The sequence below is a fragment of the Nonomuraea sp. NPDC049684 genome, from assembly GCF_044465345.1.
Lineage (GTDB): Bacteria > Actinomycetota > Actinomycetes > Streptosporangiales > Streptosporangiaceae > Nonomuraea.
In genome coordinates, this window is sequence record NZ_JBITLO010000009.1 from 333,983 (window position 1) to 354,039 (window position 20,057).

14 protein-coding genes and 1 riboswitch are annotated in these 20,057 nt (G+C 73.1%); of the genes, 8 read left to right on the forward strand and 6 right to left on the reverse strand.

What is annotated here, in order from left to right; all coding sequences use genetic code 11:
- Positions 1-143 precede the first annotated feature (143 nt).
- On the reverse strand, positions 144-3,713 hold the full coding sequence (locus ACIBST_RS28180; protein WP_397175938.1) for a discoidin domain-containing protein: 3,570 nt from the start codon (positions 3,711-3,713) through the stop codon (positions 144-146).
- Between the two features lie 235 nt (positions 3,714-3,948).
- Between ACIBST_RS28180 and ACIBST_RS28185 the strand changes: the two genes are divergently transcribed.
- The 5 genes from ACIBST_RS28185 to ACIBST_RS28205 all read left to right on the forward strand — a co-directional run bounded on the left by ACIBST_RS28185 (position 3,949) and on the right by ACIBST_RS28205 (position 9,962).
- Complete coding sequence (locus ACIBST_RS28185) at positions 3,949-4,941, forward strand: LacI family DNA-binding transcriptional regulator (RefSeq protein WP_397175939.1); 993 nt, start codon at positions 3,949-3,951, stop codon at positions 4,939-4,941.
- A 141-nt stretch (positions 4,942-5,082) separates the two neighbouring features.
- A complete protein-coding gene (locus tag ACIBST_RS28190) occupies positions 5,083-6,456 on the forward strand; it encodes an ABC transporter substrate-binding protein (protein ID WP_397175941.1) in 1,374 nt (457 codons plus the stop codon).
- A gap of 71 nt (positions 6,457-6,527) precedes the next feature.
- Complete coding sequence (locus ACIBST_RS28195) at positions 6,528-7,448, forward strand: sugar ABC transporter permease (RefSeq protein WP_352325894.1); 921 nt, start codon at positions 6,528-6,530, stop codon at positions 7,446-7,448.
- Positions 7,449-7,450: 2 nt separating this feature from the next.
- Positions 7,451-8,410, forward strand: coding sequence for a carbohydrate ABC transporter permease (locus ACIBST_RS28200; protein WP_397175943.1), 960 nt, complete (start codon positions 7,451-7,453; stop codon positions 8,408-8,410).
- A gap of 34 nt (positions 8,411-8,444) precedes the next feature.
- Positions 8,445-9,962, forward strand: coding sequence for a glycoside hydrolase family 13 protein (locus ACIBST_RS28205; protein WP_397175945.1), 1,518 nt, complete (start codon positions 8,445-8,447; stop codon positions 9,960-9,962).
- 100 nt (positions 9,963-10,062) lie between these two features.
- On the opposite strand, the gene ACIBST_RS28210 is transcribed toward ACIBST_RS28205, so the two are convergent.
- Together ACIBST_RS28210 and ACIBST_RS28215 are read right to left on the reverse strand one after the other, a co-directional pair.
- Positions 10,063-11,043 carry an endonuclease/exonuclease/phosphatase family protein gene (locus ACIBST_RS28210; RefSeq protein WP_397176068.1) on the reverse strand — a complete coding sequence of 327 codons (981 nt, stop codon included), beginning with the start codon at positions 11,041-11,043 and terminating at the stop codon, positions 10,063-10,065.
- A gap of 47 nt (positions 11,044-11,090) precedes the next feature.
- Positions 11,091-13,400 (reverse strand): protein kinase, encoded by a 2,310-nt coding sequence (locus ACIBST_RS28215; RefSeq protein WP_397175947.1) that lies wholly within the window; start codon positions 13,398-13,400, stop codon positions 11,091-11,093.
- 136 nt (positions 13,401-13,536) lie between these two features.
- Here ACIBST_RS28215 and ACIBST_RS28220 point away from each other — a divergent pair, with 136 nt between their 5' ends.
- A complete protein-coding gene (locus ACIBST_RS28220; RefSeq protein ID WP_397175949.1) occupies positions 13,537-14,007 on the forward strand; it encodes a PPOX class F420-dependent oxidoreductase in 471 nt (156 codons plus the stop codon).
- Positions 14,008-14,041: 34 nt separating this feature from the next.
- Here ACIBST_RS28220 and ACIBST_RS28225 read toward each other — a convergent pair whose 3' ends face one another.
- Both ACIBST_RS28225 and ACIBST_RS28230 read right to left on the reverse strand, forming a co-directional pair.
- Positions 14,042-14,848: an alpha/beta fold hydrolase gene (locus ACIBST_RS28225; RefSeq protein ID WP_397175951.1), complete on the reverse strand. Its 807-nt coding sequence runs from the start codon at positions 14,846-14,848 to the stop codon at positions 14,042-14,044.
- Between the two features lie 97 nt (positions 14,849-14,945).
- Complete coding sequence (locus tag ACIBST_RS28230; protein ID WP_397175953.1) at positions 14,946-16,424, reverse strand: hypothetical protein; 1,479 nt, start codon at positions 16,422-16,424, stop codon at positions 14,946-14,948.
- 125 nt (positions 16,425-16,549) lie between these two features.
- On the opposite strand from ACIBST_RS28230, the gene ACIBST_RS28235 reads away from it, so the two are divergent.
- Complete coding sequence (locus tag ACIBST_RS28235; RefSeq protein WP_397175954.1) at positions 16,550-17,881, forward strand: hypothetical protein; 1,332 nt, start codon at positions 16,550-16,552, stop codon at positions 17,879-17,881.
- Positions 17,882-17,964: 83 nt separating this feature from the next.
- A complete protein-coding gene (locus ACIBST_RS28240) occupies positions 17,965-18,468 on the forward strand; it encodes an NUDIX domain-containing protein (RefSeq protein ID WP_397175956.1) in 504 nt (167 codons plus the stop codon).
- Positions 18,469-18,486: 18 nt separating this feature from the next.
- Here ACIBST_RS28240 and ACIBST_RS28245 read toward each other — a convergent pair whose 3' ends face one another.
- Positions 18,487-19,941 carry a glycine hydroxymethyltransferase gene (locus tag ACIBST_RS28245; protein WP_397175958.1) on the reverse strand — a complete coding sequence of 485 codons (1,455 nt, stop codon included), beginning with the start codon at positions 19,939-19,941 and terminating at the stop codon, positions 18,487-18,489.
- A 22-nt stretch (positions 19,942-19,963) separates the two neighbouring features.
- A riboswitch (ZMP/ZTP riboswitch) is annotated at positions 19,964-20,050 on the reverse strand.
- Positions 20,051-20,057: the final 7 nt, after the last annotated feature.

Consider the following 20,057-nt stretch of genomic DNA (forward strand, 5'->3'; position numbering starts at 1 on the left):
CGAGCGCGGGCCCGCGACCAGCGGGTTCATCGGATTATGTAAAGAAACTTTAAAGTTGTCCACGGAGCTTGCATACCATTTGGGTCATATCGCGGACGTGCCGTCCGGGCCCCCGCGGACCCGGACGGCACCTCGGGACGGGCTCAGTTCACGTTGAGCGTGAACGTGCTCGTCGTGTTGCGGATGTTCGTCGCGTTGTCGCTCAGCCGCAGATTGCCGAACGTCGCCGAGCCGACCGCCGGGCCCTGCCCCGGCTCGGGCAGCTCGTTGACCCAGATGCCGAAGCCCGACTTGGCGTCGAAGGCGTCGCCGCTGCGGTGCGCCCCCGAGATCGACACGTTCGTGAACACGGTGTCGGTGACCGGGTTCAGCGGCGTGCTCGGGCTGGAGTAGCCGGTCTGGAACATGATCCCGCTGTAGGTCGGGTCCACGATGTCCACGTCGGTGACGCGGATCGCGGTGAACTTCTTGGAGGCGGAGAAGATCCACATCGCCGGGAACGTCTGCTGGCCCCAGAAGTGCCCGCCGGAGCGGACGATCGAGATGTTCTCGAACTTGGTCTGGCCCGGCCCGAAGTCCCGCATCGGGATGCCGAAGTCGAGCGAGCTGATCGTGATGCCCGAGTAGACCAGGGTGTCGGCGATGTAGGCGTTGCGCACGACGTTGTTCTGGCCGCCGTACACCGCGACGCCCGCCGCCCGCCAGGTCAGCAGCGAGGTGATGTTCTCGAAGACGTTGCCCGACTGGTCGGCGTTGACGTTGTCGATCGCCGCGAACAGCGCGAAGCTGTCGTCGCCGGTGGCCCGGGTCTCGACGTTGGTGATCAGGTTGTTCGTGCTGCCGTTGGTGAAGTTCGCGCCGTCGGCGAAGGTGTTCCTGATGCGCGAGTTCCTGATCGTGACGTGGTCGACGTTCGTGCCCCAGAACATGCAGATCTGGTGCTCGACCCAGATGTCGTCGATCGTGATGTTGGAGACCTTCGACAGGTCGAAGATCTTGCCGGGGCCGTCGATGCGCGAGGTGTAGTTGCCGAAGTGGGCGAACCCGGCGAACGTCGAGCCGTTCGACGACGCCTCGGTGCGCCAGCCGACGTCGGTGCCGTCCTGGCCCGAGGGCGAGACGAACCTGGTGTACCAGGGGCCCGCGCCGACCACCTTGACGGCCTTGCCGTACACCTGGAACTTGCCCGTCGTCTGGTACGTGCCCGCGGGCAGGTAGACGCCGGTCAGGTTGCTGTCCTGGCGCGCCTTGTCCAGGGCGTTCTGCACGTCCTGCTGGGAGAAGCCGGCCGGCACGGCGTAGTGCGCGGGGTCGGGGTTGGCGGCCGGCGAGACCTGCTCCAGGCTGACGAAGTCGATGGCGTAGGTCGTGCCGTTGGCCGGGTCCTTCTGCAGCCTGATCCTGCTGCCCTTGGGGACCGTGGCGTTCAGCATGACGTTGGCCTCGTCGTAGATGTGGCGGGCCGGCCCGGCGCCGGGGGAGTTGCCGGGGCTCGCCTCCGCGCCGTACAGCCAGGCGTACTTCGAGGTCAGGTCGATGGCCTTGTGGAAGGCGCCGTCGACGTAGATGTTCAGGGTCGAGCTCGTGCCGCCGCCGCCCGGGGCGTCCGGGATGGAGAAGCGGGTGACCAGGGTGTTGGTGTCGGCCTTGGTGGTCCACTCGACGTAGGAGCCGGTCTGGTTCAGCGTCACCGCGCGGCGGCCGGACGCCTCGCCGGCCACCGTGCCGACGTCCCTGCTCGGGCCGACGACCTGCGCGCCGCCGCCGGTCACGCCGTCCTCGGCCTCGTAGGTGTCGTACGGCATGTTCGCGCCGCGGCCGACGAAGAGCTGCTGGACGCTGGTGTTGTTGGCCTGCTTGACCGGCAGCTCGTTGGCGTCGTTCGCGATGACGGTCTTCACGGTGTACCGGCCGCCCGCGGCCGTCCAGGTGCCCAGGGACACGGGGGCGGTGGTGGCGCCGGCGGCGATCGCGCCGCTGTGGGCGCCGGTCAGCGTCCTGACGACCGTGCCCGCCTCGTTCGCGACGGTCAGCGTGACGCCGTGCGCGCCGGCGGCGGAGGCCACCGTGCCCTGGTTCCTGATCGCGACCGAGAAGGCGACCGTGCTGCCGGCGGGCGGGTTCCCCGGCGTCCAGGAGACCGGCGAGGCGACCAGGTCGGAGGTGTCCACCGGCTTGACGACCAGCGGGGACGGGCCGGTGAGGGAGTTGTTGGACTCGTTCTGCTCGATGACGGCCCCGGCGTCGTCGGCCTTGGCGGTGACCGGGTAGCTGCCGGCGTCCCGGGCGCCGATGTTCGCGGTCACGGTCGCCGAGGCGCCCGCGGCCAGCGCGCCCACGTTCGCGGTGGCGACCTTTCCGGCGCCGAGGGAGAAGGCGACGTCGGTCGCGGCCGACGCCGCGTTGCCGGCGTTCCTGACCACGGCCGACAGCGTGACCGCGTCGGTCTCCACCGGCGCCTGCGGCGACCAGGACAGCGAGGTCACGGTCAGGTCGGGGTTCGGCGCGGGCACGCCCATGACCTGGAACTCGGCCACCTGCCCCGCCGGGGCCCCGGTGTTGGCCGTGAACGACAGCCGCACGTCGGCCACCCGCGCGCCGACCGGCACCGTCACCGTGTTGCCCGAGCCCGGGTCGAACGTGTACGCCGCCGAGGGCACCAGGTTCGTGAACCCCGAGGCGCCCTGCTCCCTGCCGAGCACCTGGAACGTCTGGGTGCGGGTGCTCCACACGGCGGCCGGGTCCAGCCTGACCACGACCGAGGAGACGTCGGCGTTCGCGCCGAGCTGCACGGTCAGCGTGTTCGGATAGCTGCCGCCCGCGCCCTCCCAGTACGTCGTCACGCTGTTGTCGTTGGCGTTGGCGGCGACGTAGGTGTGCACGGAGGAGGAGGCGGTGATCGGCTTGCCGGCGGCCAGGTTGGAGCCGCCGCCGCCGCTGCCGACGCGGGTGACGGTGTTGCTCGCCGGGGACTGGTTGCCCGCCGCGTCCCTGGCCTTGACCTGGTAGGAGACCGTCAGCGTGCCGGGCTGGGCGTCGGTGTAGGTCAGCACGTTCCCGGCGACGCTGCCGCGCAGCGCGTTGTTGGCGTAGACGTCGTAGCCGGTCACGCCCACGTTGTCGGTGGCGGCGGTCCAGGTCAGCTTGATCTGCCCGGCGACCGGCTCGGTGTAGGCCAGCCCGCCGGGCGCGGACGGGGCCTGGGTGTCGCCCGAGCCGGGGCCGCGCACCTCGAACTCGGAGACCTGGGCGGCGGGCCAGCCGGTGTTGGCGGTGACGGTCACCCGGACGTACCGGACGGTCGCCGCGGTGAAGGTGATCGTCGCCGCCGGGGCGAACGTGCGCGCGGCCGAGGCCGAGAGCGTCGTGAGCGGCGAGCCTTCGGTGCCGCCCTGCACCGTCAGCGTCTGCGTCCTGGACTCCCACGCGGCGGGCAGCTTCAGGGTCACCTCGTTCACGCTGACGGCCGAGCCGAGGTCCACCTGGATCCACTGGGGGAAGGCGTTGTTGGCGCTCTCCCAGTAGGTGGCCTGGTCGCCGTCGGTGGCGTTGCCGCCGCCGTAGACGTCGGTGGTGCTGCTCACCGTGACCGGTTTGCCGGCCGCCAGGTTCGGGCCCGCGGCCGCGGCCGGTGGGGCCGTCCAGCCGATCAGGGCCAGGGCGACGGCCACGGCCGCCGCGAGCGGTCGTAAGAGGGAGGGCTTGCGTCTCATGGGGGGTGTCACCTCTCGTCGGGCTGGGAGGGTTGCCCGCACCTTAAGTTGACTCATAGAAATCCGCAATGTTTCTACTTCGTTTCGCAAATAATCGACTGTCACGTGATTTCACGGGCCTGGTGAACGAAGCAGGTCGTGAGCCCTGCGACAGCGACGGAAACCACACACATCGCCCGCAAGGACGGGCGCAAGCTGTTGCAAGTCTTTGCGGGAATGGTCGTATAGTTTGCGCATGACCCGACGACTCGGAGACGTGGCCAAGAAGGTCGGCATGAGCGAGGCGACCGTGAGCCGGGTGCTCAACGGCAAGCCCGGCGTGTCGGAGGCCACCAGGGAGGCCGTGCTCACGGCCCTCGACGTGCTCGGGTACGAGCGCCCCACCCGGCTCCGCGGCGACCGCGCCCGGCTGGTCGGCCTGGTGCTGCCCGAGCTGCAGAACCCGATCTTCCCGGCGTTCGCCGAGGTCGTCGGCGGCGCCCTGGCCCAGCAGGGCTTCACCTCCGTGCTCTGCACCCGCACGGTCGGCGGGGTGAGCGAGGCCGACTACGTCAGCCTCCTGCTCTCCCAGCAGGTCAGCGGCGTGGTCTTCGCCGGCGGCCACTACGCCCAGGCCGACGCCTCCCATGAGCACTACGAGCTGCTCTCCGAGCGCAAGCTGCCGACCGTCCTGGTCAACGCCGCCGTCGAGCACCTGGGCTTCCCGCAGGTGTCGGCCGACGACGTGGTGGCCGCCGAGATCGCGCTCGGCCACCTGCGCAGCCTCGGTCACGAGCGGGTCGGCCTGGTGCTCGGGCCGCGCGACCACGTGCCGTCCCGGCGCAAGCTCGCCGCCGTGGCGGGCCAGGTCGATCCCGCGCTGGTCGAGCACAGCATGTACTCGCTGGAGGGCGGCCACGCGGCGGCCGCCAGGCTGGTCGCCAGGGGCGTGACCGGCATCGTGTGCGCCAGCGACATGCTCGCGCTCGGCGCGGTGCGGGCCGTGCGCCGGGCCGGCCTGTCGGTGCCGGAAGACGTCTCGGTCGTCGGGTTCGACGACTCGGCCCTGATGAACTGCACCGACCCGCCGCTGACCACCGTGCGCCAGCCGATCGACGCCATGGGCCGGGCCGCCGTCGACCTGCTCATCGCGCAGATCGACAAGCACGTGGTGCCCGCCGACGAGCTGCTCTTCGACCCGGAGCTGGTGGTCAGGGCCTCGACGGGACGGGTTCGCGGCTCGTCCTGAGAGCGTCTTCCGGTGACCTAGTCGTTATCTTGCAATCACATGTCGAAACATTGCGGACATCTGAGCGATCTGCCATTGTGAGCGCACAGCGGGGCGCCTCACCGTCCCCCGGCTTCGTCAAGCTTCGGAAGGGTCAGATCGATGAAGAGATCGGACTATCGCAGGACTGTGGGGCTGCTCGTGGCGGCAGGCCTGAGCATGAGCGCCGTGGCCTGCGGCAGTGGCGACGACACCGAGCCCGGGGCGCAGGGCAGCGCCTCGGGCGCCGCGCAGGTGAGCATCACCGTCGCCTGCCAGCCCGCGAAGTCCGCCCCCAAGGAGCGGCAGGCCTGGGACGACGACGTGGCCGCGTTCATGAAGGCCAACCCCGGCGTGACGGTCAAGAGCACCGACCAGCAGCCCTGCTTCGACCCCAAGACCTTCGGCCCGAAGCTGGCCGGCGGCCAGATGGAGACCGTGTTCGTGGTGCCGGTCACCAACTACGGCGACGTGATCGCCAAGGGCCAGGGCCTGGACATCACGCCGTACACCGGTGAGATCAAGAACTGGAACGACCTGCGCCAGGACGTCCGCGACCTGGTCACCAAGGACGGCAAGGTCTACGGCGTCCCCAACGTCCACTACAGCGTCGGCCTGGTCTACAACCGGGCGCTGTTCACCAAGGCCGGGCTCGACCCCAACAGCCCGCCCAAGACCTGGGCCGAGGTCCGCGAGGCGGCCAAGAAGATCGCCGCGCTCGGCGGCGGCGTCATCGGCTACGGCGAGTACTCCGGCGGCAACACCGGCGGCTGGCACTTCAACCAGGCCCTGTACGGCCGCGGCGGCGACATGGTCTCGGCCGACGGCAGGACCGCCGCGTTCAACTCGCCCGAGGGCAAGGCCGTGCTGCAGTTCCTCAAGGACCTGCGCTGGGTGGACAAGAGCACCGGCGCCAAGCTGTTCAACGCCTGGGAGCCCCTCATGCAGGCCATGGGCTCGGGCAAGGTCGGCATGATGCTCGGCGCCCCCGACGTCGTCACCGACGTGGTCAACAAGTTCAAGGGCGCCGCCACCGACTACGGCATCACCGGCTTCCCCGAGGCCAAGGCGTCGCTGAGCGGCGGCGAGGCGTTCTTCGTCAACCCCAAGGCCACGCCCGAGCAGGCCAAGGCTGGTCTGGCCTGGGTGAACTTCCGCTTCAACACCGTCGGCAAGGGCCGCTTCGACTTCGCCCGCGGCAAGTCGCTCGGCAACCCGGTCGGCGTGCCCGACAACGACGTCTACGGCGCCTCGCCCACCGGCAAGGCCATCCAGGACGCCCGCAAGGCCAACGCCACCCTGCCGGTGGAGAACTACCAGCCGTACGTGGACGCCTCGGCCACCATCCCGCCCAAGATGGAGCCGCCGCACGCCCAGGAGCTCTACGCCATCCTCGACGTCGCCATGTCGGCCGTGCTGAGCCGCGAGGACGCCGACGTCGACCAGCTCCTCGCGGACGCCGAGACCAAGGCGAACGCCATGCTCGGCAAGGGCTGAGCGGAACGTGAGACCGGGGCGCCGCACCCGCCGGCGCCCCGGTACGTCGAGTCGGTGATCGGAGACACCCCATGAGCATTGCGACCGCCGGAGCCGCGCGACGGCCGAGGCCGCCCTCGCCGTTGCGCCGGGCGTTGCGCAGGAACCTGACGGCCTACGGGTTCATGGTCGGGGCGCTGTTCTGCTTCGTCCTGTTCTCCTGGTATCCCATCGTCCAGGAGTTCATCCTCAGCTTCCAGAAGACCGACCTGGTCAACGAGCCGGAGTGGGTCGGGCTGGACAACTTCAGGGCCGCCTTCGCCGACCCCGCCTTCGGGCCCGCGTGGCTGAACACGCTCATGTTCACCGTCCTCGCGCTGGTGCTGGGCTACGGGCTGCCGTTCGCGGTGGCGATCCTGCTCAACGAGCTCCGCCACTGCCGGGCCTACCTGCGGTTCGTGGTGTACCTGCCGGTCATGCTGCCCCCGGCCGTCGCGGTACTGCTCTTCCGCTGGTTCTACGACCCCGACGTCGGCCTGTTCAACCAGATCCTCGGCTTCTTCTCGCTGCCCGGACTCAACTGGATCTACTCGACCGACACCGCGCTGCTCTGCCTGGTGCTCGTCTCGACCTGGATGAACATGGGCTCGGCGACCCTGATCTACCTCGCCGCGCTGCAGAACATCCCGCCCGACCTCTACGAGGCCGCCGAGCTCGACGGCGCCGGCGTGTGGAAGCGGATCAGGCACATCACGATCCCGCAGACCCGGCTGATCCTGCTGCTCATGCTGATGTTGCAGATCGTCGCGACCATGCAGGTGTTCATCGAGCCGTACCTGCTCACCGGCGGCGGCCCCGAGAACGCCACCGCCACCGTCGTCTTCCTGATGTTCCAGCAGGCGTTCACCTACAGCGACTACGGCGCGGGCGGCGCGCTCGGGATGATGCTCATGGTCGTCCTGCTCGCCTTCGCCGCCGTGCAGCTCCGGCTGACCCGCGAGGAGAAGGGCTGACCATGTCGAACGCCACCCTGCGCCGCCCCGCCGCGCCGCCCTCGCCGGAACGCCGGTCCAGGAGACGGCCGCCCAGACGCATCGAGGTGCAGTTCCGCACGATCATCTCCCCGCACCAGCTCAACAGCCGGTGGGGACGGCGGGTCTACTGGACGGTCCTGGTCGCGACGGTCGTCACGTTCACGGTCGTGTTCCTCCTGCCGATGTACTGGATGATCACCGGCGCGCTGAAGTCGGCCGAGGAGTTCGCCCAGGTGCCGCCCACGCTCTTCCCGAAGGAGCTGAACTTCGGGAAGTTCCTGGAGTCGTGGGAGCTGTTCGACATCGGCACGCTGCTGAAGAACACCGTCCTGTACGCCGCCGGCGGCTGGCTGATCACCATGTCGGTCGACGTCGCCGCCGCGTACGCGCTGTCGAAGCTGCGCCCGGCGTTCGGCAACGTCATCCTCGGCGCCATGCTGGCCACCCTGATGATCCCGCCGATGGTCGTGCTCATCCCCACCTATCTCGCCATCCACGACGTGCCGATCCTCGGCTGGGACCTGCTGAACAACCCGTGGGGCCTGTGGCTGCCCGCCGCGGCCAACGGCTTCAACATCTTCCTGCTCAAGAGGTTCTTCGACTCCATCCCCCGCGAGCTGCTCGAAGCCGCCCAGATCGACGGCGGCGGCCCGTTCCGCATCCTGTGGTCGGTGGTGCTGCCGGTCTCCCGCCCGATCCTCGGCGTGACGTCGATCTTCACGATCGTCACCTCGTTCAAGGACTTCATCTGGCCGCTGCTCGTCATGAGCGACAGCGAGAAGATGACGCTCAGCGTGGGCCTGGCCCAGACCGCCGGGGCCGTGTCGCAGGACCAGGTCATGGGCGGCCTGGTGATCGCCAGCATCCCGACCGTCATCGTCTTCTTCATCTTCCAGCGGCACATCATGGCGGGACTCACCGCCGGCAGCCTCAAGGGCTGAGTGCCTCCACCTATGGCAAGGAGTTGTCTTCAGCATGTCCGAAACGTGGTGGCGGGGAGCCGCGATCTATCAGGTCTACCTGCGCAGCTTCGCCGACGGCAACGGTGACGGCGTGGGCGACCTGGCGGGGCTGCGGGCACGTTTGCCGTACCTGTCGGCGCTCGGGGTGAACGCGATCTGGCTCAACCCCTGGTATCCGTCGCCGCTGGCCGACGGCGGGTACGACGTGGCCGACTACCGGGACATCGATCCCGTGTTCGGCACCCTGGCCGAGGCGGAGGAGCTCATCGCCGAGGCCCACGGCCTGAACATCAGGATCATCATCGACGTGGTGCCGAACCACAGCTCGACCGCGAGCGCGTGGTTCCGGGAGGCGCTGCGCGACCCGTCCGTGCGCGACCGGTTCTGGTTCCGCGACGAGCCCGGCGAGTGGCAGTCGATCTTCGGCGGGCCCGCCTGGACCCAGGTGCCCGACGGCCAGTGGTACCTGCACCTGTTCGACCCCGGCCAGCCAGACCTCAACTGGACCAACCCGGACGTCCACCGCGAGTTCCACGACGTGCTGCGCTTCTGGTACGACCGCGGCGTGGACGGCATCCGCATCGACTCGGCCGCCCTGCTGGCCAAGCCCGCCGGCCTGACCGGCTCCTACGAGGACCTGGACGAGGTCCACGACGTCTACCGGAGCTGGCGCCTGATCAACGACGAGTACGACGGCCGCGTCCTGGTCGGCGAGGTCTGGCTGCCCGACCAGGAGCGCCTGGCTCGCTACCTGCGCTCCGACGAGCTGCACACCGTCTTCAACTTCCCGTTCCTGGCCTGCCCCTGGGAGCCCGCGGGCCTGCGCCAGGTGATCGAGCAGACCCTCGCCACCCACGCCCCGCTCGGCGCCCCGCCCACCTGGGTGCTGTCCAACCACGACGTCGCCCGCGTCGTCACCCGGTACGGCCGCGCCGACACCTCCTGGGACCACGCCGACCGCAGGGACGGCGCCCCCTCCGACCTGGAGCTCGGCTACCGCCGGGCGCGCGCGGCGGCGCTGCTGGCCATGGCGCTGCCCGGCGGCATCTACATCTACCAGGGCGAGGAGCTGGGCCTGCCGGAGGTGGACGACATCCCCGACGAGCTGCGCCAGGACCCGATGTGGCGGCGCTCGAACCACACGGTGAAGGGCCGCGACGGGTGCCGGGTGCCGCTGCCGTGGTCGGGCGACGAGCCGCCGTTCGGCTTCGGCACGGCCACGCCGTGGCTGCCGCAGCCGGACGCCTGGAACAAGCTCACCGTCGAGGCCCAGACCGCCGACCTGGGCTCGATGCTCAACCTCTACCGGGACGGGCTGCGCATCCGTGCCGAGCGGCTCGGCGACGGCACGCTCACCTGGCTCGACTTCGGGCCCGGCGTGCTCGCCTTCACCCGGGAGTCCGGCCTGACCTGCGTGGTCAACCTGGGCGCCGACCCGGTGCCGCTGCCCGCCCACGGCACGGTCCTGCTGGCCAGCGGCACCCTGGACGGCGACCGCCTGCCCAGCGACACGGCTGCCTGGCTGGCCTGACCCCGCCCCCGGCCCGTCCGGGTCCTCGCGCCGGTTCGGGGCCACGCGCCCGTCCGGGCCCCGCGTCCGGTTCGGTCCGGGCGCGGGGCTTCCGGGCGGGTCAGGTCTGGACGCGGAGGTCGGCGAAGAGGGCGCGGTGGTCGGAGCCGGGCAGGTCGATGACGCGCACGTCCACCGCCCGCGCCCGCCCGTCCGTCAGCACGTGGTCGATCGCCACCAGCGGCGGGATCCGGCGCATCGGCCACGTGGGGACCAGCCCCTTGCCGGTGGCCGCCGCCGCGTCGGCGTAGCCGGTGCCCAGCAGCCGCCGGAACACGGCGTGATCCAGCGTGGCGTTGAAGTCCCCGGCCAGGATCCGCGGCGCGCCCGTGGACGGCGCGGGCGGCAGCGTCCCGACCCCCGCCTCCCACTCCGGCACCGTCGAGGGCACCGGCGCCACCGGATGCACGACCACCACCTCCACCGCGCCGCCGGGCAGCGCCGCCTCCACGACCGGCATGTGGTGCCCGACCGGCTGGAACAGGCCGGTACGCTCGCGCAGCGGGTGGCGCGCGTACACGCCGCTGCCGACCGGCCCCCACGTCTCCGGCTTGGTGACCTGGTACGGCAGCAGCGTCTCCAGCCCGGCCGCGGCCAGCCGGTCGCGTTCCGCCCAGGTCAGCTCCTGGAGGCTGAGCACGTCCACGTCCAGCGTGCGGACCAGGTCGACGATCGTGCGGGCGTCGCCGCGGCCGCCGTTGAGGTTGGCGGTCAGCACGCGCAGCGGGCGGCCGGTCGCGCCGTCCGTACCGCCGGCCAGGGCGCGCGGGAGCACCAGCCAGGCCAGGCACACGCACACCGCCAGCATGACCGCGACCGCCGCCCGGCTGCGGGCCAGCGCCGCCGCCCCCAGCATCAGCAGCGCCGCCACCCCGAAGTACGGCGTGAAGGACACCAGCGGGACCAGCAGGACGCCCGACTCCAGGCCGCCGAGCCGCACCGCCGTCCCCGCCGCGAACAGCACCGCGACCGCCGTCGCCAGCCGCCGCCTCCAGACCCGGCGCGGACGCGTCCGCACGGGCTCCTGCACCGCTTCGTCCATGAGCACAGCCCGAACCCTAGGCCGCGATTCTTAAACCTGGATGAGCGTCAGGCGGAACCGAGGCTCCACGCGCTCAGCAGGGCGTCGCCGCCGGCGCCCACGACCACGGGACGGCCCGCAAGCTCGGCCAGCGCCAGGGCCCGCACCTCGGCGCCCGGCCCAGGGCCCAGCTCCCCGACGACCTTGCCGTCGGTCAGGCTCCAGACGCGGACGACCGTCTCGCCGCCGCCCGGCGCGTGCGCGACGACCGCGACGGGCCTGCCGCCGAGCGCGCCCACGACCAGCGCGGACGCCCCCCGGTCGTCGGGGCTGCGGCGGCTGAAGTTCCACTTCTTCCTGCGCCTGCCGGTCGCCAGGTCGTAGACGCGCAGGGTGGCGTCGAGGTGCGTGGAGACCAGGATCGGACGGCCGTCCAGCTCCCCGCAGGCGAGCAGCTCGATGCCGCCGATCTCGCCGGTCTTGTAGGTGTGTGTCACCTTTCCGTCCGACAGGCGGCGGATCCGGACGCGGTTGGCGCCGTCGCCGGTGACCAGCACCTCGTCGTCGCCGAGGCGGCCGAACGCCAGGCCGTTGACGCCCTGGAAGTGGTCGGTGACGGCGGGGCCGATCTGGCGGCCGGTGGCGAGGTCCCACAGGCGGACGACGCTGTGCAGGTCCTTCAGGCTGTCGTACTTCTGGGTGACGGCGACCGCGCGTCCGGCGGTGGTGACGGCGATGACCGGGTCGGCCGCCTTCTTCCCGCCGAGGGCGCCGCCCGCCGGGTTCCACAGCCGCATCCCGCCGTCGTCGTGGCCGGAAGCGGCCTTGCCGTCGCCGCAGGCCACGGCGGTCGCGGCGGTGCCGCCGTCGCCGAGCCTGCGCACGGGCGCGGACGCCGGGCCGAGGTCCCAGACGAGCACCGCGCCCTTGGACGTGCCGCAGACGACGGTGGAGCCGGCGGCGGCCAGGACGGCCGGCGTCCCGCTGCCCGGCGGCAGCGCCACGGGCTCCCTGACGGGCGCGCCGAACGGCTCTGGGGACGGGGTGGTGGACGCCGTGGGGGACGTGCTGGGCGCCGGGCTCGTCGCGGCCGTCGTGGGCGTGCCCGTCGCCGTCGATGTGCCCGTCGCAGGCGGGCCGGTCGGGTCGCCGGTGGGGCGGGGGGACGGGTCGTCGGCGAGCCCGTTCGCGGGGCGCAGCAGAAGGACGGCGGACGCCGCCGCAGCCACCGCGGCCGTCGCACCGCCCACCACCACGGCCCGCCGGCTCACCCGCCGCTCCGTACCCGGCCTGGTCGCCTTCCCATGAAACCCCGGCCCCGTCACCCCGGCCCCGGCAGGCGGAAGCGTCGCTCCAGGCCCGCGCGGCGGAACCGTCGCCCCGGCTCCGGGCGGGGGGATCGGCGCGCCGGGCGGAGGGGCCGTCGCCGGGCTTTCCGCGCGCATGTCCGGCCCGCCGCCGGCCCCCGGATGCGCCGCGGGCCCCTCGGAACGGAGATGGGCCGACCCTGGGACGCCGGGCGGGTGCGGCGCGGCCGAGCCCGCGGCGGCGTGCGGGTGCGGCGTCGGCGAGCCGGGGGCGCTGATGAGGTGGCGGAGGAGGGCGGCGGGGGTGGGGCGGGCGGCAGGGTCCTTGGCGAGGCAGGACAGGATCGGGTCCACCAGGCGGGCCGGCACGTCCGTGAGGTCGGGCGTCCCGCTCATGACCTTGTGCAGGATGGCGGCGACCGTCTCACCCGCGTACGGCGGATGCCCGGTGGCCGCGAACACCATCGTCCCCGCCCAGCTGAACACGTCGGACGCCGGCCCGACCCGCTCGCCCGCGAACTGCTCGGGCGACATGTACGCCGGCGTCCCCATCGGCGCCGAGGCCTGCGTCGTCGCCCCCAGGGCCTTGGCGATGCCGAAGTCGATGACGATCGGACCCTCGGGCCCCATGAGCACGTTGCCCGGCTTGAAGTCGCGGTGCACGATCCCGGCCTCGTGGATGGCGGCCAGCGCGGTCAGCGTGGAGATCGCCAGTCGGTCCAGCGCGCCCCCCGTGCGCGGCCCCGACTCCCGGACGAGCCGTTGCAGGGTGTCGCCAGCGACGTACTCGCTGACGATGTACGGCCGCCCGTCGGCCACCCCCACGTCCAGCACGGCGGCCGTGCAGAACGCGGCCACCCGGCGCGCCGCCTCGGCCTCGCGCAGCAGGCCCCGGGTGACGTCGTCGTCCTGGGTCAGGTGGCTGTGCAGCAGCTTGATCGCGACCTCGCGGCCCGCGCCGTCGACGCCCTTGTAGACGACCCCCTGCCCGCCCGAGCCGAGCACGCCGAGCAGCCGGTGGTCGCCGATCCTGTCGGGGTCGCCGGGCCGGAGCGGACGGACTTCCGGCATTCCGCTCCTCCCCTCGGGCACGTACCGGCGGATGCCGGCGAACCACACCATAGGGCTGCAAAGGCGGGCCCCGGAAGCCGGGGCCCGCGCCGGATGGCAGGATCGAAGCCGGCCCCGCACAGGAAAGGCGTCCCGCATGGCTCCCAGGATCGCGACCGCCCGCCGCGTCGACCTGCCCGAACTTCTCGACTTCCTCCGCCCCCGGCACCACGGCCTGCTCTCGACGACCCGCGCCGACGGGCGTCCCCAGCTCTCGCCGGTCTCGTGCGGGGTCGACGGCGAGGGCCGGATCGTGGTCTCCACCTACCCCGGGCGCGCCAAGGCCGCGAACGCCCGGCGCGACGAGCGCGTCTCGATGTGCGTCCTGTCCGACGACTGGGACGGCCCCTACGTCCAGGTGGACGGGCGAGGCGAGGTGCTGGACATGCCCGAGGCCCTCGACGCCCTGGTGGACTACTACCGGTGCATCGCCGGCGAGCATCCCGACTGGGAGGAGTACCGGCAGGCCATGCGCCGCCAGAACAAGTCGCTGATCCGGATCACGATCGACCGCTGGGGGCCGATCGCGACCGGCGGCTTCCCGCCGGACCTGACCCCCGGCGGCTGACCCGGCGGCTGACCCGGCGGCCGGGCGCGGCGCGTCAGCGGGCCAGCACCTCGCGCAGCACGTCGGCGAACTCCTTCGGGCGCTCGACGAACCCGCCGTGCTCGCCGGGGAACACCACCGGCGGCGCGCCGAGCAGGCCGGCCAGCGCCTGCGAGGTGCGGTACGTGAGCAGGCCGCCCGACTCGGCCCCGACGCCCACGACGACGCGGGCCGGCCCGGCCGTCAGCGCCGCGATGTCGGGCACGTACCGGGTGGTGCCGCGCATCTCGTGCAGGAAGAAGTGGGTGGCGTCGGCCAGGTCCTGCTCGGGCGACTCGCTCGGCGGCGGGGCCGGGGCGTCCTCGCCGGTCTGGAAGCCCGCGGTGGCCATGAACTTGCCGAACGCCGCCCCCGGGCCCTCCCGGCGGAACGTCTCGACGATGTCGTCCACCTCGGCGCGGCGCCGGGCCGCGTCGGGCAGCAGTTCCAGCACGGGCGGCTCGTGCGCGACCAGGGTGCGCACGCGGGTGGGGTGGCGGGTGACCAGGGCGAGGCCGGTGACCGCGCCGCCGCTGCTGCCGAGCACGTCGGCCGACTCGGCGCCGAGCGCGTCGATGATCGCGACCGCGTCGTCGGCCCGCAGGTCGGGGGTGGAGTCCTGGCCGGGGTCGTCGAGCGTGCTGCCGGACACGCCGCGCGGGTCGTGGGTGACGACGGTGTGCTCGCCGGCCAGCTCCTCGGCCAGCGGGGCGAAGGGCGCGGCGGCCATCGGCGCGCCCACCAGCAGCAGCAGCGGGCCGCTGCCGCGGACGTGGTAGCGCAGGCGTCCGCCCGGGATGTCGAGGATGTGCGTGGTGCTCATCGGTGTGGGTCCTTCCGCGGAGTCGGCTGACACCAGGTTGGACCACCGGGGGCGGGCGAACTCATCGGTCCGGGGGCTCCTGGTGGCAATGTGCCGATCAGAGCTCCTTGACCTCGTCGAACAGGTCCTCGACGGCCGCGACGATCCGCCGGGTGGCCGGGGAGGCGGCGTCGGGGCCGTCGAACGGGTGCGCCACGCCCTCGGCGACGCCCTCGACGGTGGCGAGGTCGGCCCCGGGATGGCAGACGACGTCCGGCTCCGGCAGGTTGGCCAGCAGGAACTCGCCCTGGCTCGCCCGCGCCTGCGACGGGTGCGCCCCCCGCCGCACCCACCGCAGGCTCCCCGACCGGTCCAGGCGGTAGACGCCGGGGCCCTGGGCGGCCGACACGCGTACGGGGGCGTCGCGGGCCAGGCGGACCCGGACGTGGAAGGGCCCGCCCGGCCGGGCCGAGCGCAGCAGCGTGCGCTGGTTGAACTCCTGGGCGTCTCCCAGCCAGCTCACCGGCCCGCCGAGCATCACCGACAGGTGGGCCAGCACGAACGGGGGCAGCCCGGCGGCCTGCTGGTTGACCGACGACACCTCGGTGCCCTCCTGGTGCCGCCACTTGATCGCCGTCAGGTAGACCCGTTCGCCCGGCGTGAGGATGGCCTCCACGCTGAACAGGCCGGCCGCGCCGTACCTGCGCCAGGCCCAGAACGCGATGCGCTCGGCGCACTCGATGAGCAGCGCGGCGGCCGGCGTCGGCCAGGGGCGCGACCAGTCGTCGCCGGTGCTGCGCATCGGCCCGGCGCCCAGCTCGGCGATCCCGGCCGAGGTGTGGGCGGGGCGGTCGGCGTACACCCGGACGCCGCCGTCGCGGTCGGGCACGCTGAGCACCGCGATCGTGCACGGCCAGCCCGGCACGTACGCCGCCACCCGGTACGGCCCGAGCAGCCGGGCCGCGCGCGGCATGTCGTGCTCGCCCGCGACGACCACGGTGCCGTGCCGGTCCGCCCGCCGGCCCGCCTGCACCACGACCCGCTCGGTGCCGACCGCGCGCCGCAGCTCGGCCAGTCCGGGCAGCCGCTCGACGTGCACGCAGGGGACGCGGGCCACCGCCGGCACGCCGGCCGCCCGCAGCAGGTCGTCCAGCAGGTGCTTGGCCTCGATCGCGGCCCGCACGTCGGCGTCGATGGCCGCGACGACGCCGCCGGGGCCGGCCAGCTCGCGCAGGCGGGCGTTGTCGTACCAGGTGAAGACGACCGGCGGGCGGTCCAGCTTGAGCAGGTGCCGGGCGGCCTCGTGCCGGACGCGGGGCAGCCAGGCGTGCCGCTCGGCGACCGACCGGGTCCTGGTGCGCTCCTCGGCGGCGACGACCATGCCGGGCAGCGCCGGGTCCCACGCCGAGTAGCAGCCGATGCTCAGCGCCGGGCGCAGCGCCTCGACCGGGGCCGGGCCGGTGTAGCCGGTGCGCAGCGCGGTGCTGAACCGTTCGACGCAGACCAGCGGGCGGCCCGCCAGCGCGGCCGTCAGCTCCTCCTGCGCCGCCTCCTCCAGGCCCGTATCGCGCCGGCCCGCACCATGCAGCCCGTCCATCAGCCCCTCCCTCGCCGTCCTCCGTACGGGGCCCTCCCGCGAGGGGCACGGCCCGCACTCTTGACGGTGCCCCGCGTCCGGCGCACCGTCGAGGCCACAGTGATGTGAAGCGATGTGAAGATGAGATGCCGCCCCGGCGTACCCACCCAGTCGTCAACCGGGCGCTGGCGGCGTTGATCGAGCAGGCGGGCTGGACCCACGCGGCCACCGCGCGGCACGTCAACGCCGTCGCCGCCGAGAGTGGCGAGCGCGTGCACTACGACCGCTCGGCGGTCGGCCACTGGCTGACCGGCACGATCCCGCGCCCCGAGGCGGTGCGCGCGGCGGTCGAGGCGTTCCGCCGCCGCCTGGGCAGGCCCGACCTGCGCCCGGCGCAGCTGGGCTGGCCGGAGCCGGGCGGGTCGCCGTCCGCCGACGATCCCTGGCGCGGCGACCCGGTCGCCCGGCTCGCCGTGCTGGGCGAGGACGACCTGCTCAACCGGCGCACGTTCACCCTGGCCGCGTTATCCGGACTGTCCGGCTTATCGGTCCTGTCCGCGCAGCGGGCGGGCGGCCGCGCGGCGGCCCGCCGGGCCGGCGCGGGCGACGTCGAGCGGATCCGCGCCACCACCCGCGCCTTCGCCGACCTGGACGACCGCTACGGCGGCGGCCACGCCCGCGCCGCGGTCGCCGCCTACCTGTCCCGCGAGGTCACGCCCCTGCTGCACGGCACGACCGGCCGCCGCAGGCCCGACCTGTTCGCCGCCGCCGCCGAGCTGAGCTACCTGGCCGCCTACATGGCCATGGACGCCGGCGCCCACGCCCTGGCCCAGCGCTACTACATCAGCAGCGTGCGGCTCGCCGACGAGGCCGCCGACCTGCTGCTGCGCGCCACCGCCCTGCGCAGCATGGCCGTCCAGGCGGCCGAGCTGGGCCACGACGGCGAGGCGCTGGCCCTGGCCGAGGCGGCCGCGTCCGCGCTGGCCGGGCACGGCCCCGCCCGCACCCAGGCGTGGATCACCGGCATGCGCGCCGAGACCCACGCCGCCGCCGGCACCCGCTGGGACGCGCTCAGGCTGCTCAGCCGCACCGAGACCCAGCTCGAACGCGCCGACTCCGTCCCCGAGTCGGAGTGGACGGGCAACTACCGGCGCGAGTCCCTGGAGCACCAGATCGGCCTGACCCTCACCCAGCTCGGCGACCACGCCACCGCCGCCCGCCACTTCGCCGCGTCCATGCGGGCCAGACGGCCGGTCGAGCTGCGCACCCGCGCCCTGATCGGGCTGCGGGCCGCCCACTCCCTCCTGCGCGCGGGCGAGGTGGACCAGGCGGCGGCCACCGTCCTCGACCTCAGCGACGACATCCGGCTGATCTCCTCGGCCCGGGTCCGGGAGGAGCTGCGCGGCCTGCGCGCCGCCTGGCAACCGCACCGCGGCAACCCCCTGGTCAGCCGCGCGGACCGCGCGGTCGCGGGCTGACGCCGCCGCAGCGCCCTCCGGGCCGCCGGTCGCCCGGCCGGGCGGACCTGTGGGCGCGCCGGGACCGGCTCTAGGATCGCGGCGTGATCAGGAACGCGTACTGCTCCTTCTGCGGCGCCGCCTTCGACCCCGGCCTGCCCTGGCCCCGCACCTGCGCGGCCTGCGGGAACACCAGCTACCTCAACCCGCTGCCGGTCGCCGTGACGCTGCTGCCCGTCGACGACGGCCTGCTCGTCGTACGCCGGGACGTCGAGCCGCGCCGCGGCGAGCTGGCCCTGCCCGGCGGGTTCATCGACCTGGGGGAGTCCTGGCAGCAGGCGGCCGTGCGCGAGCTGCGCGAGGAGACGGGGGTGGTCGCCGAGGCCGCCGACGTCACGCTGTTCGACGTGGTCAGCGCCCCGGACGGGACCGTGCTGATCTTCGGGCTCGGCCCGCGCGTCACCGCGTCCACGCTGCCGCCGATGCAGGCCACGGACGAGACGAGCGAGTGGTCGGTCATCGACGGGCCCGCCGAGCTGGCCTTCCCCGCCCACACGCGGATGGCGGCCGCCTACTTCGCGGGACGGGCCCGTCGCGGGCCGGAGTGACCGGCCCGGGGCGGCGGGTCAGCTCAGGTCGAGGCCCGGGTAGAGCGGGTGGGCGGCCAGCAGCTCGGCCGCCGCGGCGCGGGTCTTCTCGGCGGTGCTCTGCGGCAGGTCGTACTTCGCCTTGGAGCCGGCCGACGGCGTGGTGTCGGCCAGCACGCCGACGATCAGCTCGGCGACCTGGTCGAACTCCTGCGTCCCGAACCCGCGCGAGGTGAGCGCCGGGGTGCCGACCCGGATGCCCGAGGTGTACCAGGCGCCGTTGGGGTCGCGCGGGATCGCGTTGCGGTTGGTGACGATCCCGGCGTCGAGCAGCGCCGACTCCGCCTGCCGGCCGGTCAGCCCGTACGTGGACACGTCGAGCAGCACCAGGTGGTTGTCGGTGCCGCCGGTGACCAGCCGCACGCCGCGCCGCGCCAGGCCCTCGGCCAGGGCGACCGCGTTGGCGGCCACCGCCCGCGCGTAGTCGGCGAACGCCGACTGCCGGGCCTCGGCCAGGGCGACGGCCTTGGCCGCCATCACGTTGCCGAGCGGGCCGCCCAGCACCATCGGGCAGCCCCGGTCGATCGAGTCGGCGTACTCCCGCCGGCACAGCACCAGGCCGCCGCGCGGCCCGCGCAGCGACTTGTGCGTGGTGGTCGTCGTGACGTGCGCGTACGGCACCGGGTCGTGCACGCCGGTGAACACCTTGCCCGCGACCAGCCCGGCGAAGTGCGCCATGTCCACCATCAGGACGGCGCCCACCTCGTCGGCGATCTCCCGCATGCGGGCGAAGTCGATGCGCCGCGGGTAGGCCGAGTACCCGGCGATCAGCACCAGCGGGCGGAACTCGCGGGCGGTGGCGCGCAGCGCGTCGTAGTCGAGCAGGCCGCTGTCCGGGTCGGTGCCGTAGGAGCGCTGGTGGAACATCTTGCCCGAGATGTTGGGACGGAATCCGTGGGTCAGGTGACCGCCCGCGTCGAGCGACATGCCGAGGGCCCGCTGGTCGCCCAGGGCCTTGCGCAGGGTCTCCCAGTCGTCCTCGGACAGGTCGTTGACGTGCCGCGCGCCGGCGGCGGCCAGGGCCGGGGCCTCCACCCGGTGGGCCAGGATGCCCCAGAACGCCACCAGGTTGGCGTCGATGCCCGAGTGGGGCTGGACGTAGGCGTGCTCGGCGCCGAACAGGGCCTTGGCGTGGTCGGCCGCGAGCTGCTCGACGGTGTCGATGTTCTGGCAGCCGGCGTAGAAGCGGTGGCCGATCGTGCCCTCGGCGTACTTGTCGGACAGCCACGTGCCCATCGTCAGCAGGACGGCCGGGGAGGCGTAGTTCTCGCTCGCGATGAGCTTCAGCGAGGCGCGCTGGTCGGCCAGCTCGGCGCGGATCGCCCCGGCCACGCCGGGCTCCACGGCGGCGATCACGTCGAGCGCGTTGCGGTAGGCGGCCGACACGGTGGCCGCGTCGTGGGCGCCGTAGGAATGGGGGTGCTCTTCAGCCATGACTTCTCCCGAGCCGTCGAAGTGAGGGCACCCAGGCGCGCGGCGACGTCCAGGACCGCTCCCCGGTGGTCAGTCCCACCTTACGATCACGCCGGTCACGATCCGAGGCTTGACAC

Coding starts and splice junctions, on each gene's coding strand:
- ACIBST_RS28180 (WP_397175938.1), bottom strand. CDS start 3,713: ATGAGACGCAAGCCCTCCCTCTTACGACCGCTCGCGGCGGCCGTGGCC.
- ACIBST_RS28185 (WP_397175939.1), top strand. CDS start 3,949: ATGACCCGACGACTCGGAGACGTGGCCAAGAAGGTCGGCATGAGCGAG.
- ACIBST_RS28190 (WP_397175941.1), top strand. CDS start 5,083: ATGAAGAGATCGGACTATCGCAGGACTGTGGGGCTGCTCGTGGCGGCA.
- ACIBST_RS28195 (WP_352325894.1), top strand. CDS start 6,528: ATGAGCATTGCGACCGCCGGAGCCGCGCGACGGCCGAGGCCGCCCTCG.
- ACIBST_RS28200 (WP_397175943.1), top strand. CDS start 7,451: ATGTCGAACGCCACCCTGCGCCGCCCCGCCGCGCCGCCCTCGCCGGAA.
- ACIBST_RS28205 (WP_397175945.1), top strand. CDS start 8,445: ATGTCCGAAACGTGGTGGCGGGGAGCCGCGATCTATCAGGTCTACCTG.
- ACIBST_RS28210 (WP_397176068.1), bottom strand. CDS start 11,043: ATGGACGAAGCGGTGCAGGAGCCCGTGCGGACGCGTCCGCGCCGGGTC.
- ACIBST_RS28215 (WP_397175947.1), bottom strand. CDS start 13,400: ATGCCGGAAGTCCGTCCGCTCCGGCCCGGCGACCCCGACAGGATCGGC.
- ACIBST_RS28220 (WP_397175949.1), top strand. CDS start 13,537: ATGGCTCCCAGGATCGCGACCGCCCGCCGCGTCGACCTGCCCGAACTT.
- ACIBST_RS28225 (WP_397175951.1), bottom strand. CDS start 14,848: ATGAGCACCACGCACATCCTCGACATCCCGGGCGGACGCCTGCGCTAC.
- ACIBST_RS28230 (WP_397175953.1), bottom strand. CDS start 16,424: ATGGACGGGCTGCATGGTGCGGGCCGGCGCGATACGGGCCTGGAGGAG.
- ACIBST_RS28235 (WP_397175954.1), top strand. CDS start 16,550: ATGCCGCCCCGGCGTACCCACCCAGTCGTCAACCGGGCGCTGGCGGCG.
- ACIBST_RS28245 (WP_397175958.1), bottom strand. CDS start 19,941: ATGGCTGAAGAGCACCCCCATTCCTACGGCGCCCACGACGCGGCCACC.